General features: G+C 63.9%; 11 protein-coding genes and 1 pseudogene. 8 read left to right on the forward strand and 4 right to left on the reverse strand.

All coding sequences use genetic code 11. The features are described 5' to 3' along the window. Positions 1 to 7: 7 nt before the first annotated feature. Complete coding sequence (locus EJ073_RS15830) at positions 8 to 2,110, reverse strand: bifunctional rhamnulose-1-phosphate aldolase/short-chain dehydrogenase (protein ID WP_126056557.1); 2,103 nt, start codon at positions 2,108 to 2,110, stop codon at positions 8 to 10. Positions 2,111 to 2,295: 185 nt separating this feature from the next. Between EJ073_RS15830 and EJ073_RS15835 the strand changes: the two are divergent. The 7 genes and pseudogenes from EJ073_RS15835 (at position 2,296) to EJ073_RS15865 (ending at position 9,442) form a co-directional block, all read left to right on the forward strand. Further along, positions 2,296 to 3,104: pseudogene (locus EJ073_RS15835) on the forward strand (DeoR/GlpR family DNA-binding transcription regulator). 48 nt (positions 3,105 to 3,152) lie between these two features. Then, complete coding sequence (gene rhaS, locus EJ073_RS15840; protein WP_126056558.1) at positions 3,153 to 4,148, forward strand: rhamnose ABC transporter substrate-binding protein; 996 nt, start codon at positions 3,153 to 3,155, stop codon at positions 4,146 to 4,148. Positions 4,149 to 4,232: 84 nt separating this feature from the next. Further along, the gene (locus EJ073_RS15845; protein WP_126056559.1) at positions 4,233 to 5,789 is read left to right on the forward strand and encodes a sugar ABC transporter ATP-binding protein; all 1,557 of its coding nucleotides are present in this window, start codon (positions 4,233 to 4,235) and stop codon (positions 5,787 to 5,789) included. Next, on the forward strand, positions 5,786 to 6,763 hold the full coding sequence (locus EJ073_RS15850; RefSeq protein ID WP_126056560.1) for an ABC transporter permease: 978 nt from the start codon (positions 5,786 to 5,788) through the stop codon (positions 6,761 to 6,763). Before EJ073_RS15845 ends, EJ073_RS15850 begins: the two co-directional genes overlap by 4 nt. After that, positions 6,760 to 7,761, forward strand: coding sequence for an ABC transporter permease (locus EJ073_RS15855; protein ID WP_126056561.1), 1,002 nt, complete (start codon positions 6,760 to 6,762; stop codon positions 7,759 to 7,761). Before EJ073_RS15850 ends, EJ073_RS15855 begins: the two co-directional genes overlap by 4 nt. Beyond that, positions 7,761 to 8,075 (forward strand): L-rhamnose mutarotase, encoded by a 315-nt coding sequence (gene rhaM / locus EJ073_RS15860; protein WP_189347918.1) that lies wholly within the window; start codon positions 7,761 to 7,763, stop codon positions 8,073 to 8,075. The genes EJ073_RS15855 and rhaM overlap by 1 nt, the downstream gene beginning before the upstream one ends. Then, positions 8,072 to 9,442 (forward strand): FGGY-family carbohydrate kinase, encoded by a 1,371-nt coding sequence (locus tag EJ073_RS15865; RefSeq protein WP_126056563.1) that lies wholly within the window; start codon positions 8,072 to 8,074, stop codon positions 9,440 to 9,442. The genes rhaM and EJ073_RS15865 overlap by 4 nt, the downstream gene beginning before the upstream one ends. Positions 9,443 to 9,896: 454 nt before the next feature. Here EJ073_RS15865 and EJ073_RS15870 read toward each other — a convergent pair whose 3' ends face one another. The 3 genes from EJ073_RS15870 to galE all read right to left on the reverse strand — a co-directional run bounded on the left by EJ073_RS15870 (position 9,897) and on the right by galE (position 14,140). Then, the gene (locus EJ073_RS15870) at positions 9,897 to 11,723 is read right to left on the reverse strand and encodes an alanine racemase (RefSeq protein ID WP_126056564.1); all 1,827 of its coding nucleotides are present in this window, start codon (positions 11,721 to 11,723) and stop codon (positions 9,897 to 9,899) included. Between the two features lie 2 nt (positions 11,724 to 11,725). Next, positions 11,726 to 12,976, reverse strand: coding sequence for a D-amino acid dehydrogenase (locus tag EJ073_RS15875; RefSeq protein WP_126056565.1), 1,251 nt, complete (start codon positions 12,974 to 12,976; stop codon positions 11,726 to 11,728). A 168-nt stretch (positions 12,977 to 13,144) separates the two neighbouring features. Continuing rightward, positions 13,145 to 14,140 carry a UDP-glucose 4-epimerase GalE gene (gene galE / locus EJ073_RS15880; protein ID WP_126056566.1) on the reverse strand — a complete coding sequence of 332 codons (996 nt, stop codon included), beginning with the start codon at positions 14,138 to 14,140 and terminating at the stop codon, positions 13,145 to 13,147. A 274-nt stretch (positions 14,141 to 14,414) separates the two neighbouring features. Between galE and hemA the strand changes: the two genes are divergently transcribed. Continuing rightward, positions 14,415 to 15,692 carry a 5-aminolevulinate synthase gene (gene hemA, locus EJ073_RS15885; protein WP_126056567.1) on the forward strand — a complete coding sequence of 426 codons (1,278 nt, stop codon included), beginning with the start codon at positions 14,415 to 14,417 and terminating at the stop codon, positions 15,690 to 15,692. The last annotated feature ends 26 nt before the right edge of the window (positions 15,693 to 15,718 follow it).

Consider the following 15,718-nt stretch of genomic DNA (forward strand, 5'->3'; position numbering starts at 1 on the left):
AAGTTGCCTAGCGCGTAAAGCTTTGCGCGTTGCCCGCGTCGACATTGATGATGTTGCCGGTCGACTTGGCCGACATGTCGGAGGCGAAGAAGTAGATCGCCTCGGCGATGTCCTCCGGGAAGACCGAGCGCTTCAGCATCGAGCGCGAGCGGTAGTGCTCCTCGAGATCGTTGGTCGACATCTTGTAGGCAGCGGCGCGCTGTTCCTTCCATTCGCCGCTCCAGATCTTGGAGCCGCGCAGCACGGCGTCCGGATTGACGACGTTGACCCTGATCTGCGCCTCCGCGCCCTCAAGGGCGAGGCAGCGCGCGAGATGGATCTCGGCCGCCTTGGCCGTGCAATAGGCGGCGGCGTTGGGCGAAGCGGCAAGCCCGTTCTTGGAGGCGACGAAGACGACGTTGCCGCCGATCTTCTGGGCACGGAACAGCCGGAACGCCTCGCGCGAGACGAGGAAATAGCCGGTGGACAATATGTCCATGTTCTTGTTCCACAGCGCCAGCGACGTCTCCTCGATCGGCGCCGAGGAGGCAAGGCCGGCATTCGAGACAAGGATGTCGATGCCGCCGAACTCGACCGACGTCTCGGCGAAGCCCGCGACGACCTGGTCCTCCGAGGTGACGTTGATCACCACCGGCCGGACGAAATCCTTGCCATAGGCTTTCGACAGTTCGTCATTGGCGCTGGCGAGCGCCGCCTCGTCGATGTCGGCCAGCACCACGCAGGCGCCTTCGCGCAGCAGCCGGTTGGCGGTGGCGCGGCCGATGCCGCCGGCGCCGCCTGTAACCAGCGCGATCTGGCCGGCCAGCGCCTTCGGCTTCGGCAGACGCTGCAGCTTGGCTTCCTCGAGCAGCCAGTATTCGATGTCGAAGGCCTCCTGCGCCGGCAGGCCGACATAGGACGAGACGGTCGAGGCGCCGCGCATGACGTTGATGGCGTTCACATAGAATTCGCCGGAGATGCGCGCGGTCGCCTTGTCGCCGGCGAAGGTGAACATGCCGACGCCCGGCATCAGATAGACCACGGCATTGGGATCGCGAATGGCGGGTGAGTCCACATGCTTGCAACTGTCGTAATAGGCCTGGTAGCCGACACGATATTCGGCGATGTCGTCGGCAAGACGCGCAATGACGGCGTCGACGTCAGGTTTCGCCGGGTCGAATTCGATCACCAGCGGCCGGATCTTGGTGCGCAGGAAATGGTCAGGGCATGAGGTGCCCAGTGCTGCCAGCGGCCGCAAATCCCTCGAATTGACGAATTCGAGCACGGCGGGCTGGTCGTCGAATTGGCCGAGCTTGTGGCTCTTCTCCGAGATCAGGCCGCGGATCCTCGGCATCAGCTTCGCGGCAATCGCGCGGCGCGCAGGCGCGTCGAGCGACTTCACCGCCTCGCCGCCGAAGATGGCCACGCCTTCAGACCGGCGCTCGAACCACTCGATCGCCTGGTTGATGACCGAGATCGTCGTCTCGTAGCATTCCTTCGGTGTGTCGCCCCAGCTGAACAGGCCGTGGCTTTCGAGGATGACGCCCTTCGCCTCGGGGTTCTCCAGGCAGAATTTCTCCAGCCACAGGCCGAGCTCGAAGCCCGGCCGCTTCCAGGGCAGCCAGCCGATGGCATCGCCAAAGATCTCCTTCGTCAGCGTCTTGGAATCCTTCGCCGCGGCAATGGCGATGATGGCGTCGGGATGCATGTGGTCGACGCAAGGCCTCGGCACGAAGGCATGCAGCGGCGTGTCGATCGAGGCCGCGCGCGGATTGAGGTTGAAGGTGCAGTGCGGCAGGTAGCCGACCATCTCGTCCTCATGCGCGAGGCCGCGATAGAGACCTTTCAGCGCACGCAATTTGTCCATGTAGAGCGTGGCAAAGCCGTCGAGCTTGATCGAGGCGCTGTCGCCGCCCGAGCCCTTGACCCACAGAACCTCGACGTCCTCGCCGGTCAGCGGGTCCTTCTGCCAGACCTTGGACGAGGTGTTGCCGCCGCCATAGTTGGTGACGCGCTTGTCGGAACCCAGCGTGTTGGAGCGATAGACCAGAAGCTCCGGGTCGCTCAATCCTTTGGCCTTCGCATCGTCCCACAGATTGGCGAGGCGCGAGCCGGAGCGCTTGTCGAGCATAGATATCCTCCCTTCGGACGCAAAAGGGTGCGGTCCTTTTCGCGGGGAATGTCTACGCAAGACGCCCTCTTGTCAATCACAAACGATCAATATCGATCATATTGCACTGCACAATGAAAATATATGATCGGAAATGATTGACACTGCTCGTTTTGAGTGCCTAGATGCTCAGGCAGGGAGGAACCATGCACGAAAAAGAGCGCCACAGGATCATTCTGTCCGCCGTCCAGGAAAAGCCTGTGGTGACGGTGCAGGAGATGGTCGACTTGACAGACTCCTCCGAGGCGACGATCCGGCGCGACATCGCGGCCCTGCATGTGCAGAAGCGCCTGCGCCGGGTGCGCGGCGGCGCCGAGGCGATCTCGCCGCCGCAGTTCATCGGCCTTGCCGGCCGCCCCTTCTCGGTCAACGAGACGCTGAACGCCGCGCAGAAGCGGGCGATCGCGCGGGAAGCCGTCGATCTCTGCAAGGACGGCGAGCCGATTATCATCAATGGCGGCACCACCACTTTCCAGATGGTGCATTTCCTGACCGGCCGCCGCATGCCGATCTTCACCAATTCCTTCCCAATCGCCGAACACCTGCTCAAGCACACGAAGAATACGGTGATGCTGTCAGGGGCACGATCTACCGCGAGCAGAACATCATCCTGTCGCCCTTCGACAATGACGTGACGCGCAATTTCTACGCGCGACGCATGTTCATGGGCGCGCAGGGGCTGGGGCCGCTCGGGCTGATGGAAGGCGACCCGCTGCTGATCCAGGCCGAGCAGAAGCTGATCGACCAGGCCGACGAACTGGTGGTGCTGGTCGATTCCTCGAAGTTCCGCATGCGCTCCAGCCTGATCCTGTGCGGGCTGACGCGCATCGCCACCGTGATCACCGACGACGGCATCGAGGACCGCGAGGCCAAGATGCTCGAAAGCGCCGGGGTAACGCTGATCGTCGCCCGCAAGGCGGCCACCGAGAAGGAAGAATCTTCACTGCAGGCCTGAGCGGCCCGCAGCGGCGATGGAAATGCAACGCTCAAGGGAGGATATTCGATGAGCTTTTTGAAGAAACTGCTGGTCACGGCGGCCTTTTCCGCCGCCATGTTCGTGAATGCCGCCTATGCAGAGAACGTCAAGATCGCGCTGGTGGTGAAATCACTCGGCAACGGCTTCTTCGACGCCGCCAACAAGGGCGCCGAGGAAGCGGCCAAGGAACTGGGCGATGTCGAGGTGATCTACACCGGCCCGACCAAGGCGACCGCCGAGGCGCAGATCGAGGTGATCAACTCGCTGATCGCGCAGAAGGTCAATGCGATCGCGGTTTCGGCCAATGACGCCGACGCGCTGGTGCCGGTGCTGAAGAAGGCGATGGATCGCGGCATCACCGTGATCTCGTGGGACTCCGGCGTTGCCAAGGAAGGCCGCCAACTGCACCTCAACCCGTCGGACACCGGCCTGATCGGCGAGACCATCATCAAGCTCGCCGCCGACTACCTGCCGGAAGGCGGCGACGTCGCCATCCTCTCCGCATCGTCGACCGCGACCAATCAGAATGCCTGGATCGAGGCGGCGAAGAAGGTGCTGCCGGAGAAGTTCCCGAAGATCAAGCTCGTCGCCACCGTCTATGGCGATGACGACTCGGCCAAGAGCACGGACGAAGCCAAAGGCCTGCTGAAGTCCTATCCGAACCTCAAGGCAATCATCGCGCCGACCACCGTCGGCGTGGTCGCCGCCGCCCAGGTCGTCACCGACGCGAACCTGATCGGCAAGGTCAACGTCACCGGTCTGGCGCTGCCGTCCGAGTTCAAGAAGTTCATCGACAACGGCGCCAGCCAGGCGGTCGCGCTGTGGAACCCGATCGACCTCGGCTACTCGGCCATCTACCTCGCCCATGACCTGGCAGTGAAGAAGGAAGAGGCCAAGCCCGGCGCAACGCTGTCGATCGGCCGCGTCGGCAAGGTGACGCTCGACGACACCAACTCGGCTGCGATGGCTCCGCCCTTCCAGTTCGACAAGACCAACATCGAGAAGTTCTCCAAGATCTATTGATCCTGGTCGACTTCAAGCTCGTGCGGCGGGACAATTGTCCCGCCGCATCTTCAAACGGACCTTCTCTCAGGGCCTGATACGGATATGGATACGACAGCCCAGCACAAAGTGGAGACGGAACGGCCGCTTTCGGGCCCGGCCCAGCCTGCCGCCCCGCGCCTGACGCTCTCCGGCATTTCGAAAAGTTTCCCCGGTGTCCGCGCGCTGCACAATGTCAGCCTGTCGCTCTATCCGGGCCAGGTGACGGCGCTGATCGGCGAGAACGGCGCCGGCAAGTCGACGCTGGTCAAGATCATGACCGGCATCTACCAGCCCGACGCCGGCGAAATCGGCATCGACGGCGAGGCCACAACGCTGCACAGCGCGCATGCCGCCTTCGGCCACGGCATCACCGCCATCCATCAGGAAACCGTGCTGTTCGACGACCTTTCGGTCGCCGAAAACATCTTTCTCGGCCACGCGCCGCGCACCCGCTTCGGCACCATCGACTGGCGCACCATGCGCAAGAATGCACGCGAGGTGCTGGAGACCATGCGCGCCGGCCATATCGACGCCGACGCGCGGCTGAGGGACCTCGGCATCGCCAACAAGCACTTGGTCGCCGTGGCGCGCGCCATGTCGATCGATGCGCGCATCGTCATCATGGACGAGCCGACCGCCGCGCTCTCGATGAAGGAGATCGAGGAGCTTTTCCTGCTGATCGAATTCCTGAAGAGCGAAGGCAAGGCGGTGCTGTTCATCAGCCACAAGTTCGATGAGATCTACCGCATCGCCGACCGCTACACGGTCTTCCGCGACGGCGAGATGGTCGGCGAGGGCTTGCTCAAGGATGCCGGCCAGAACGAAATCGTGCGCATGATGGTCGGTCGCAACGTCGACCACATCTTCCCGCAGCGCGAGCCGAAGATCGGCGCGCCGGTGCTCGCGGTTTCCGGCCTGTCGCATCCGACCGAATTCGACGACATCGGTTTCGAGCTGCGCAAGGGCGAGATCCTAGGCTTCTACGGCCTGGTCGGCGCCGGGCGCAGCGAAGTGATGCAGGCGATTTCGGGCATCACCCGCACCAGCCGGGGCACGATCACGCTGGACGGCAAGCCGATCGCGCCGAAATCGGCCGCCGACTCCATCGAGGCCGGCATCGTCTACGTGCCGGAGGAGCGCGGCAAGCAGGGCGTGGTGATCGGGATGCCGATCTTCCAGAACGTTTCGCTGCCCTCGCTCATGCGCACTTCGAAATCCGGCGTGCTCAGGCTGGCGGAAGAGTTCGCGCTCGCCCGCTCCTACACCGAACGGCTGGATCTCAGAGCCTCATCGCTCAGCCAGGATGTCGGCACGCTTTCCGGCGGCAACCAGCAGAAGGTGGTCATCGCCAAATGGCTGGCGACCACACCCAAGGTGATTATCCTCGACGAGCCGACCAAGGGCATCGACATCGGCTCCAAGGCCGCCGTGCACGGCTTCATGGCCGAGCTCGTCGCGCAAGGCCTGTCGGTGATCATGGTCTCCTCCGAACTGCCGGAGATACTCGGCATGTCGGACCGTGTCGTCGTCATGCGAGAAGGCCGCATCGCGGCCGTCCACGACAACAAGGGGCTCGATGCCGAGACGCTGGTAAGAACCGCAGCGGGGATCGCGGCATGAAGAATTTGCGCAAATACCGCGAGATCTGGCTGCTTGCGGCAATCGCGGTGCTGATCGGCCTGATCTCGACCCGCTTCCCGGGTTTCGCCGACCCGGCCAATCTGCGCCAGGTGTTCAACGATACCTCGATCCTGATGATCCTGGCGCTCGGCCAGATGGTGGTGATCCTGACGCGCTCGATCGACCTGTCGATGGCGTCCAACCTCTGCTTCACCGGTATGGTGGTGGCGATGCTCAACGCCGCGAATCCAGCGATCCCGATCCCGGCATTGATCGTGGTCGCGCTCGCCGTCGGGCTGGTTCTCGGCGCCATCAACGGCTTGCTGGTGTGGCGGCTGAACATTCCCTCGATCGTGGTGACGCTCGGCACCCTCACCATCTATCGCGGCGCGACCTTCGTGGTTTCCGGCGGCGCCTGGGTCAATGCCGACCAGATGAGCCCGGACTTCATCAACTTCCAGCGCGCCGCCTTCCTCGGCCTGCCGGTGCTTTCGTGGATCGCATTGCTGGTCATCGCGCTGTTCTTCGTGGTGATGACGCGCACGCAGATCGGCCGCTCGATCTATGCCATCGGCGTCAACCCGACCGCATCGGTCTACGCCGGCATCGATGTCGGCCGGACAAAATTCATCGTCTTCTGCATTTCCGGCATGATCGGCGGGCTCGCCGGCTATCTGTGGATCTCGCGCTATGTGATCGCTTCGGTCGAGGTCGCCAACGGCTATGAGCTCAACATCATCGCCGCCTGCGTCATCGGCGGCATCTCGATCGCCGGCGGCATCGGCTCGGTCGGCGGCGCGGTGCTCGGCGCGCTGTTTCTCGGCATCATCTCCAACGCGCTGCCGGTCATCAACATCTCGCCCTTCTGGCAGATGGCGATATCGGGCAGCGCCATCATCCTGGCCGTGGTGCTGAATGCGCGCGGTGAGCGCCGGCAGGGCCGGATCATCCTCAGAAAGGCGGAAGCGGCATGACCGACGCCCCTCACCCGCGCCACATCCCCGACCGGCTCGACAAGCCGCTCTCGTCCGCGATCTTTTCCTGGGAGGCGCTGCTCGTCGTCATCGCGGTTCTCATCTTCACGGTCAACAGCTTCGCCTCGCCCTATTTCCTCGACCCGTGGTCGCTGTCGGACCTGACCTTCAACTTCACCGAAAAGGCGCTGATCGCGCTCGCCATGGCGCTGTTGATCATTTCCGGCGAGATCGACCTGTCGGTCGCGGCGATCGTGGCGCTCGCCTCGACGATGATGGGGATGGCGGTGCAGGCCGGCGCCGGAACGCCGGTGCTGGTGGCCATCGGCATCGTTGTCGGGCTCGGCTGCGGCGCCTTCAACGGGCTGCTGGTCACGCGGCTAGGCCTGCCTTCCATCGTCGTCACCATCGGCACGATGAGCCTGTTCCGCGGCATCGCCTTCATCATCCTCGGCGACCAGGCCTACAAGGGCTATCCGGAGAGCTTCGCCTTCTTCGGCCAGGGCTATGTCTGGTGGGTTTTCTCGTTCGAACTGGCGCTGTTCCTCGTCGCCGCGCTCATCTACTGGTTCGTGCTGCATCGCACGAGCTTCGGCCGCCGCGTCTTTGCCATCGGCAACAATCCGGTCGCCTGCCAGTTCTCCGGCGTGCGCGTCGACCGCATCAAGTTCATCTTGTTTTGCCTGACCGGGCTGATGTCCGGCATCGCCTCGGTGCTGATCACCTCGCGGCTCGGCTCGACAAGGCCGTCGATCGCGCAAGGCTATGAACTGGAAGCGATCACCATGGTGGTGCTGGGCGGCGTCTCGATCCTCGGCGGCGCCGGCAGCATCCTGGGCGTCGTGCTCGCCGCCTTCATCATGGGGCTGGTGACTTTTGGGCTCGGGCTGCTCAACGTGCCGGGCATCGTCATGTCGATCTTCATCGGCCTCTTGCTGATCATCGTCATTGCGCTGCCCATCGTCTGGCGGCGCCTGCGCGAGGGACGCTTCGCGTGATGGAAAAATACGCCTTCAAGATGAAGCTCAATCCCGGCATGAAGGCCGAGTACAAGCACCGCCACGACGAGATCTGGCCTGAGCTGGTGGCGCTTTTGAAGCAGGCCGGTGTCTCCGATTACTCGATCCATCTCGACGAGGAAACCAACATCCTGTTCGGAGTGCTGTGGCGCAGCGATAGCCACGGCATGGCCGAGCTACCCAGCCATCCGGTGATGCAGCGCTGGTGGGCGCACATGGCCGATGTGATGGAAACCAGGGCCGATAACGAGCCGGTGGCGGTGCCGCTGGAAACCGTGTTCCATATGGCATGATCCGCCACGTCGCCGTCATCGATATCGGCAAGACCAACGCCAAGGTGGCGCTGGTCGATCTCGCGACCCTGCGCGAGACGGCGCTGCGCCGCAGCGCCAACGCGCCCCTCACTGACGGCCCCTACCCGCATCACGACATCGAGTGGCTGTCGACGTTCATCCTCGATAGCCTCGCCGAACTCCACCGCGAGCAGCGCATCGACGCCATCTCGATCACCACCCATGGCGCGACGGCGGTGCTGGTCGACGCCGACGGAGGCCTGGCGCTGCCGGTGCTCGACTATGAATTTTCGGGACCAGACGACTTCGCCGAGGACTATGACCTCATCCGTCCGCCCTTTGTCGAGACAGGCACGCCGCGCCTGCCGGCCGGCCTGAACATCGGCGCGCAGCTCCTTTGGCAGCAGAGGCGTTTTCCAGCAGAATTTTCCAAGGCGGCCGCGATCCTGATGTACCCGCAATACTGGGCGCAGCGGCTGACTGGCGTGACTGCCAATGAGGTGACATCACTCGGCTGCCACACCGACCTCTGGAACCCGTGGAAGTCCGACTACTCGACGCTGGTGGACAAGATGGGCTGGCGCCGGCTGCTGGCGCCGGTGCGGCCGGCGAAGGACCGGCTCGGCCCGATCCTGCCCGCACTCGCTCAGCAGACCGGGCTCGACCCGCAAACGCCGGTGTACTGCGGGCTGCACGATTCCAACGCCTCGCTGCTGCCGCATCTCTTGTCCGACCGGCCGCCCTTCTCTGTCGTCTCGACCGGCACCTGGGTGGTTTCGATGGCGGTCGGCGGCGGCAAGGTCGAGCTCGATCCGGCCCGAGACACGCTGGTCAACGTCAACGCGCTCGGCGATCCCGTGCCTTCGGCTCGCTTCATGGGCGGGCGCGAGTTCTCGCTGCTGACCGACGGTCAGTCGCAGGACTGGAGCGAGGACGATATCGCCGCCGTGCTGGCGGGCAGGACGCTGCTTCTGCCCTCGACCCAGCAGGGATCGGGGCCGTTCCCGCTGCGGCAAGCGCAATGGCTCAATGCCGACGGAACGAGCGGCGGCGAGCGCTTCGTCGCCATCTCCTTCTATCTGGCGCTGATGACCGCGGCCTGCCTCGAGCTGATCGGTGGCGACGGGCCGACAACCGTGGAAGGACCCTTTGCCCGCAACCGCCTCTTTACCGGCATGCTGGCGGCCGCGACGGGGCGCACGGTCATCGCCTCCGAGGCCGCCACCGGCACCAGCATCGGCGCAGCACTTCTGGCATCCAAAGAGACGCCCGCGCACAGCAAGGTCGAGACAATAGAACCGCAAACTGATCCCATCTGGGCGGCCTATGTCACCGGGTGGCGTGGGGCGGTCGAAGCGCGGGACTGATCAGGTCACGAATAGTAGGAATAAGTACGAAGAATACAAAATCGCCATATTAATGGCGTAAAAAGCATACCGGATCGGAAAATACACTTTGCTTATTGACGAAAATGCTAAAAATATAATGGCAACCAAAAAGGCGTATATAATTAGCGGAGTCAATAAGAAATCCAGCTTAAATCCACTTGATTGCGAAAATAGAGATATGCCGTAATTAATTGACAGATACGATTCACATTCCGAACCTCCATCCCCATAGCTAATACCCATTCCAACATAATTTCCACAATTGTTGGCTTTTTCAAAAACACAAGCAGACGAGCCTGATAAAAATGCCATTGCAGCAAACAAGATGGAATTAACTCTGCCAACGTCCCCAAGTATTCTCATCTAGGCATCCAACTGGATTCAAAATTTCTGGGTTGAGGTTACGTTCCGCTCCGATCGCAAGTCAATTTAGCTATAGAATCCGCTTGCCGAAGGCCGACATGACGAAGCTGACGGCATCGGTGGCGATCCTGGGTTCGAGATCGGCGGTGAAGCCAGAAACGCTCATCGACAAGAGCCCGCCCGAGAGTGCCACCGCCTCCATCGCCTGATGCGTTTCGCGCACGGTGATGCCGCCGGAGCCTGCCGCCCAGCCGGAGAACTCGGTGACCTCGGGCGCATAGGCGACGTGGAACCCTTGGGTGCCGGAGGAGGCGATGTGGATCGCCTCGCGCATCACTTCCCCCATGCCCATGGCGTCGATGTCGGTCATGGTGAAGGCGGAGACGCGCGAATCCGTCAGCACGCGCGCCTCGGCCGGATCGGCGTGGCGCAAGCCGACGATGACGATGTTTTCCGGCGAAAGCTGCGGCTGCAACGCGCCCGGCTTGTGATCCAGACCCAACATGCGGGCGAGCACCGAAGCCTCCGGCAGGTCGATGCCTTCGATCTCCTCGGGCATCAGCGCGGCGATGGAATCGATCCAGATCAGGCCAAATGAGTGTGTCGCCCGCGCGGTCGCGGCAAGTGCCGTGTGGGCAATGCGGCGGTCGGCGCCCGCCGTCAGCCGAATCAGGCCCGAAGGCGGCCGTTCCGCGTCGGCCAATTCGACGACATCGAAGTTCATCGCCTCGAGCCGCGCCCCGGTCGCCTCACGGGCGAGGATGCCCGCCGCCGACGGCTCGGCCGAGATCGACACCATCTTGCGGCCGGAATAGTCCTCGACGTCGTGCATCGGGGCCTTCTCGACATATTCGGAGGTCATGGCGAGAAGCATGGCGCCATAGCTCATGCGGAAGGCGACGCGGCCGCCGACGACGGGAGGTGGATCGGCGTCCTGGACGTCAAGCAAAAGATGATCGCTGGAGGCGCCGAGCACGCGCACGCCCTTGGCGATCGGCATCAGGCCTTCGACCAGCACGTCCTCGCGGCCGATATTGGCGATGGCGCGCAGCCTGTCGCCCTCGTCGGGAAAGACCGGCTGGTTGCCGAACGCGTCGTAGCCGGACTGGCCGATCGGCCGCGATGGCTTCTTCTTGACCTCGATGATGTCGGCGGTAAGCCGGCAGGCATCGAGCTCCAGCGCTTCCCAGGGCGGATCGCGAAAAGTTTCCAGCCCGCCCTGCAGGATCGCCTCGCCGACCCTCAGATTGTTGATGCCGGCGGGCAGCCGGCCTTCGAGCAACAGCGGCAGCGAGGACGAGGCGCCGCCCGATATCCAATCGAGGCTTTTGCCCGACAGACGCTCGATCTTGTAGGCATGGGCGACGAGCTGGCCGAGATTCTCCTCGGTCGGCAAGATGGCGCCGAAGCAGCCGAGATTGGTGCCGATGCCGGCAATGCGCACGCCCTTCATCTCCAGGATCTGCTCGACGGTCGGCACAAGGTCGTTCGGCCAGATGCCTTCCCGCAGGTCGCCGAGGTCGACCATCAGCATGATGTCGTGGACGCGGCCCATGCGCTCGGCGATGCGGGCGATCTCGCGAATGATCGAAAGTTCCGACTGCAGGCTGATGTCGACGGTCCGCACCACCTCCTCGACGCGCGCGATGGGCGGGCTGCGCAAGAGCATGATCGGCGCATTGATGCCGCTGTCGCGCAGCCGGCGGATGTTCTCGAAGCGTGACTCCGCGATGCCGGCAACGCCGCCGCGCAGCATGGCGCGCGCCACCTGCGGCATGCCGCACATGCCCTTGGTGACGCCGAAGACCTCGATGCCGGAATGCGCGCAGCGCTCGACGACGGTGCGCGCATTGCGCTCGATGCGGCCGAGATCGATGGCGACTTGCGGTCCAGACATCTCTAGTTCCTGTAGACCAGCCCTTGCGGATCGATCTCCGGCTTGCGGCCGGCGACGATATCGGCGAGGAATTTTCCCGAGCCGCAAGCCATCGTCCAGCCGACATGGCCGTGGCCGGTGTCGAGGTAAAGGTTGGTGTAGCGCGCCTGCCCTATCACCGGCACGGAGTTCGGCATCATTGGCCTGAGGCCCGCCCAAAGCTCCGCTTTCTTCTCGTCGAAGGCGCCGGGAAACAGGTCCTTGCCGGTCCTGAACATGGCGGCGAAATCACGCGGCTTGAAGCTGCGGTCGAAGCCGGTGAACTCGGCGGTGGAGGCAAGGCGCAGCCGGTTGCCGAGCCGCGAATAGCCGATCAGCTGGTCCTCGTCGGCGCCGCCCATGGTCGGCCCCTTGCTCTCGTCCTCCAGCGGTATGGTCGCGGTGTAGCCCTTCACTGGATAGACCGGCAGGTCGATGCCGTAGCGGCGGCCGAGCAGGCCGCTTTCCGGTCCCAAGGAGATGACCACCGCGTCACCGGCGACCGGGCCGGCCGAGGTCATCACCGAGCGCACATGATCACCTTCGATGTCGAGGCCTTCGACGGTCGTGCCGAAGAGGAATTTGACGCCGAGCTTTGCGGCCGCATAAGCGGCGAGCTTTTCCACGAACTGCCGGGAATCGCCCGTCTGGTCGATCGGCGAATAGACGCCGCCGGCGATCTTGTCCCTGGCGCCGGCGAGGCCGGGCTCCAGCTCGATCAGCCGGTCACGGCCGACGATCTCGATCGGCAGGCCGTGCTCGGCAAGGTAGCGGTAATTGTCGGTGCCGGTGTCGAGGCTGTGCTGCGAGCGGAAGAAATAGAGAATGCCCTTCTTACGCTCGTCGTAGTGAATGCCGGTCGCTTCCGAGAGCGCGTTGATGCAGTCGCGGGAATAGAGCGCCAGGCGCAGCTTGACCTGGCTGTTGGCGCGCAGGCGCGCCACCGTGCACTGGCGCAGGAAGCGCAGGCTCCAGGCGAGGAAATAGGGATCGAAGCGCAGCCTGACCTTGATGCCGAGATCGTGGTTCCAGAGCGCGCGCATGAAGGTCTTCAGCGCGGCGGGCGAAGCCCAGGCGGTGGCGTCCCCGGGCGAGACAAGGCCGGCATTCGACTGGCTGGTGCCACGCGCGGCGGCCTGGTGGCGCTCGATCACCGTCACCTCATGGCCATCGCTCGCCAGGTAATAGGCGGCCGCCGTGCCAACGACGCCGGCCCCAAGCACCAAGACCTTCATGCCGCCCCCTCGAGCGGTTCACCGTTTCACGGAAACGCAGAACCGCTCTATTTCCTTGTTTTGACGCAATTCCGGAACAGGGCGGCGCGCCTCCACGCGCCGCCGTGAGACCCTCAATAGCGCGTCTCGGCGCGCAGGACGAGCCCTTGGGCTCGCAAGCTGATTGGGTCAGCCGCGTGCCGAGTTCTTGCCGCTGAGGATGCGTTCCCAGGCCAGCGCGTCGGCAACGATCTGATCGAGATCGTCGCGCTGCGGCGTCCAACCAAGCTCAGCGCGGGCAAGCTCGGAGTTGGCGACAATGGCGGCGGCGTCGCCGGGGCGGCGGTCGCCCATCTTGACCTCGAAATCACGGCCGAAGGCGCGGCGCACGCTGTCGATTACTTGCAGCACCGAGTAACCGTGGCTGTAGCCGCAATTGGCGACCAGGCTGGTGCCGCCTTCGCGTAGCCGCTGCAGCGCCAGCCGGTGCGCCGCCGCCAGATCGCTGACATGGATGTAATCGCGGATACAGGTGCCATCCGGGGTGGGATAGTCAGTGCCGAACACCTGCATGAAGGGGCGCTTGCCGAGCGCGGTCTCGCAGGCGACCTTGATCAGATGCGTGGCGCCCGGCGTCGACTGGCCGGTGCGGCCCTTGGGATCGGCGCCGGCGACGTTGAAATAGCGCAGCGCCGTATAGCGGATATCGTGCGCCTTCGCCGCGTCGCGCAACATCCACTCACTCATCAGCTTGGAAAGGCCGTAGGGCGATACCGGCGAAAGCCCGGCATCCTCGCGCACCGGTTCCAATCCGGCGCCACCATAGACCGCGGCGGTGGAGGAGAAGATGAAATGCGGCACGCCCTCGCGCACGGCCGTTTCGATCAGGGTGCGCGTCTTGGAAGTGTTGTTCTCGTAGTAGCCGAGCGGATCGGCGACCGACTCTGGCACCACGATCGAGCCGGCGAAATGGATGATGGCATCGACCTTGTTGTCCCTGATGATCTGGCCGACCAGTTCGCGGTCGGCGACATCGCCGACGACGAGCCTGGCCTCCGGCGCCACCGCCCATTCGAAGCCGGTCGAAAGCCGGTCGAGAACGACAACGCTCTCGCCCGCGTCCAGAAGCTCCCAGACCATATGGCTGCCGATATAACCGGCACCGCCCGTCACCAAAACCGTCATACGCGTCCTCGCTGATCAAGATTTGTTGGAAACTGTCTCAAGGCCGCCTTACTGGAAAGCGCGCCGCAAGGCGAATAAAACTCCAGTGTCAAATGCGTAACAGTCGCCGGGGCCCAAGGCATCGTACTGAAACAAAGTTGATCCACATCAAGGGAATAGGCCACGATCCGTGGTCGTTAGGAACACGCTTGGGGCGTGGCATTTTGACCAAAGGGCCCCGGTGGACGCCTGATGGGGCAATGACTATGATCCGGCACAAAATCGGGAAGGCGACATGAACTACCAGCGGTTCTTCGAGGAAGCGATCGACCAGCTCCATGCGGAGCGGCGCTACCGCGTTTTCGCCGACCTCGAACGCATTGTCGGCAAGTTCCCGCGAGCCATCTGGCGTTCCAACGGCCGCGCCCAGGAAATCACCGTCTGGTGCTCCAACGACTATCTCGGCATGGGCCAGCATCCCGACGTCATCGACGCTTTCCAGAAGGCTGCCGGCAAGATGGGGTCGGGCGCCGGCGGCACCCGCAACATCTCCGGCACCAGCAACCCGCTGGTGGAGCTTGAACTGGAACTGGCCGACCTGCACGACAAGGAAGCAGCGCTCGTCTTCACCTCCGGCTTCGTCTCCAACGAGGCCTCGATCTCGACCATCGCACGGCTTCTGCCGAACTGCCTGATCATCTCGGACGAGCTCAACCACGCTTCGATGATCGAGGGCGTGCGCCGTTCGGGCGCCGAAAAGAAGATCTTCCGCCACAATGACGTCGCGCATCTGGAGAGCCTGCTGCAGGCTGCGGGACGCGAGCGCGCCAAGCTGATCGTCTTCGAGAGCGTCTATTCGATGGATGGCGACATCGCCCCGATCAAGCAGATCGTCGACCTCGCCGAGCGCTACAACGCTATGACCTATATCGACGAGGTCCATGCGGTGGGCATGTACGGTCCGCGCGGCGGCGGCATTACCGAGCGCGAGGGGCTGGCCGACCGCATCGACATCATCGAAGGCACGCTCGCCAAGGCCTTCGGCACGCTCGGCGGCTACATCACCGGCACCAGCGCGGTGATCGATGCCGTGCGCTCCTATGCGCCGGGCTTCATATTCACCACGGCGCTGCCGCCGGCTGTTGCCGCCGCCGCCACCACCTCGATCCGGCATCTGAAGCGCTCGCAGGCCGAGCGCGACGCGCAGCAGCGCCAGGCGTCGCGGACCAAGGAGGTGCTTGCCGCCGCCGGCCTCCCGGTGATGGAATCGTCCACCCACATCGTGCCGGTGCTGGTCGGCGATCCCGAACTTTGCAAGATGGCCAGCGACCGCCTGCTCGGCGTCCACGGCATCTACATCCAGCCGATCAACTATCCGACGGTGCCGCGCGGCACCGAGCGGCTGCGCATCACGCCGACGCCGTTCCATTCGGACGCGCTGATCGCCGAACTTCAGGACGCCCTGGTCGAGACCTGGGACGCGCTCGGCATCCCCTATGCCTCGAGCGGCCGGCCGTCCGTCGCCAAGAGCGACCGGATCATTCCCCTGCTGGTGCCGAAGTCGGGCGGGTGACCTGCTGGTGGTTCGTGGGCGGTGAT

The organism is Mesorhizobium sp. M4B.F.Ca.ET.058.02.1.1 (assembly GCF_003952505.1).
In the GTDB taxonomy this organism is placed as follows: Bacteria; Pseudomonadota; Alphaproteobacteria; order Rhizobiales; family Rhizobiaceae; genus Mesorhizobium.

Excerpts from the sequence above, each read along its gene's own strand:
- EJ073_RS15830 (WP_126056557.1), bottom strand. The coding sequence starts at position 2,110 with ATGCTCGACAAGCGCTCCGGCTCGCGCCTCGCCAATCTGTGGGACGAT.
- rhaS (WP_126056558.1), top strand. The coding sequence starts at position 3,153 with ATGAGCTTTTTGAAGAAACTGCTGGTCACGGCGGCCTTTTCCGCCGCC.
- EJ073_RS15845 (WP_126056559.1), top strand. The coding sequence starts at position 4,233 with ATGGATACGACAGCCCAGCACAAAGTGGAGACGGAACGGCCGCTTTCG.
- EJ073_RS15850 (WP_126056560.1), top strand. The coding sequence starts at position 5,786 with ATGAAGAATTTGCGCAAATACCGCGAGATCTGGCTGCTTGCGGCAATC.
- EJ073_RS15855 (WP_126056561.1), top strand. The coding sequence starts at position 6,760 with ATGACCGACGCCCCTCACCCGCGCCACATCCCCGACCGGCTCGACAAG.
- rhaM (WP_189347918.1), top strand. The coding sequence starts at position 7,761 with ATGGAAAAATACGCCTTCAAGATGAAGCTCAATCCCGGCATGAAGGCC.
- EJ073_RS15865 (WP_126056563.1), top strand. The coding sequence starts at position 8,072 with ATGATCCGCCACGTCGCCGTCATCGATATCGGCAAGACCAACGCCAAG.
- EJ073_RS15870 (WP_126056564.1), bottom strand. The coding sequence starts at position 11,723 with ATGTCTGGACCGCAAGTCGCCATCGATCTCGGCCGCATCGAGCGCAAT.
- EJ073_RS15875 (WP_126056565.1), bottom strand. The coding sequence starts at position 12,976 with ATGAAGGTCTTGGTGCTTGGGGCCGGCGTCGTTGGCACGGCGGCCGCC.
- galE (WP_126056566.1), bottom strand. The coding sequence starts at position 14,140 with ATGACGGTTTTGGTGACGGGCGGTGCCGGTTATATCGGCAGCCATATG.
- hemA (WP_126056567.1), top strand. The coding sequence starts at position 14,415 with ATGAACTACCAGCGGTTCTTCGAGGAAGCGATCGACCAGCTCCATGCG.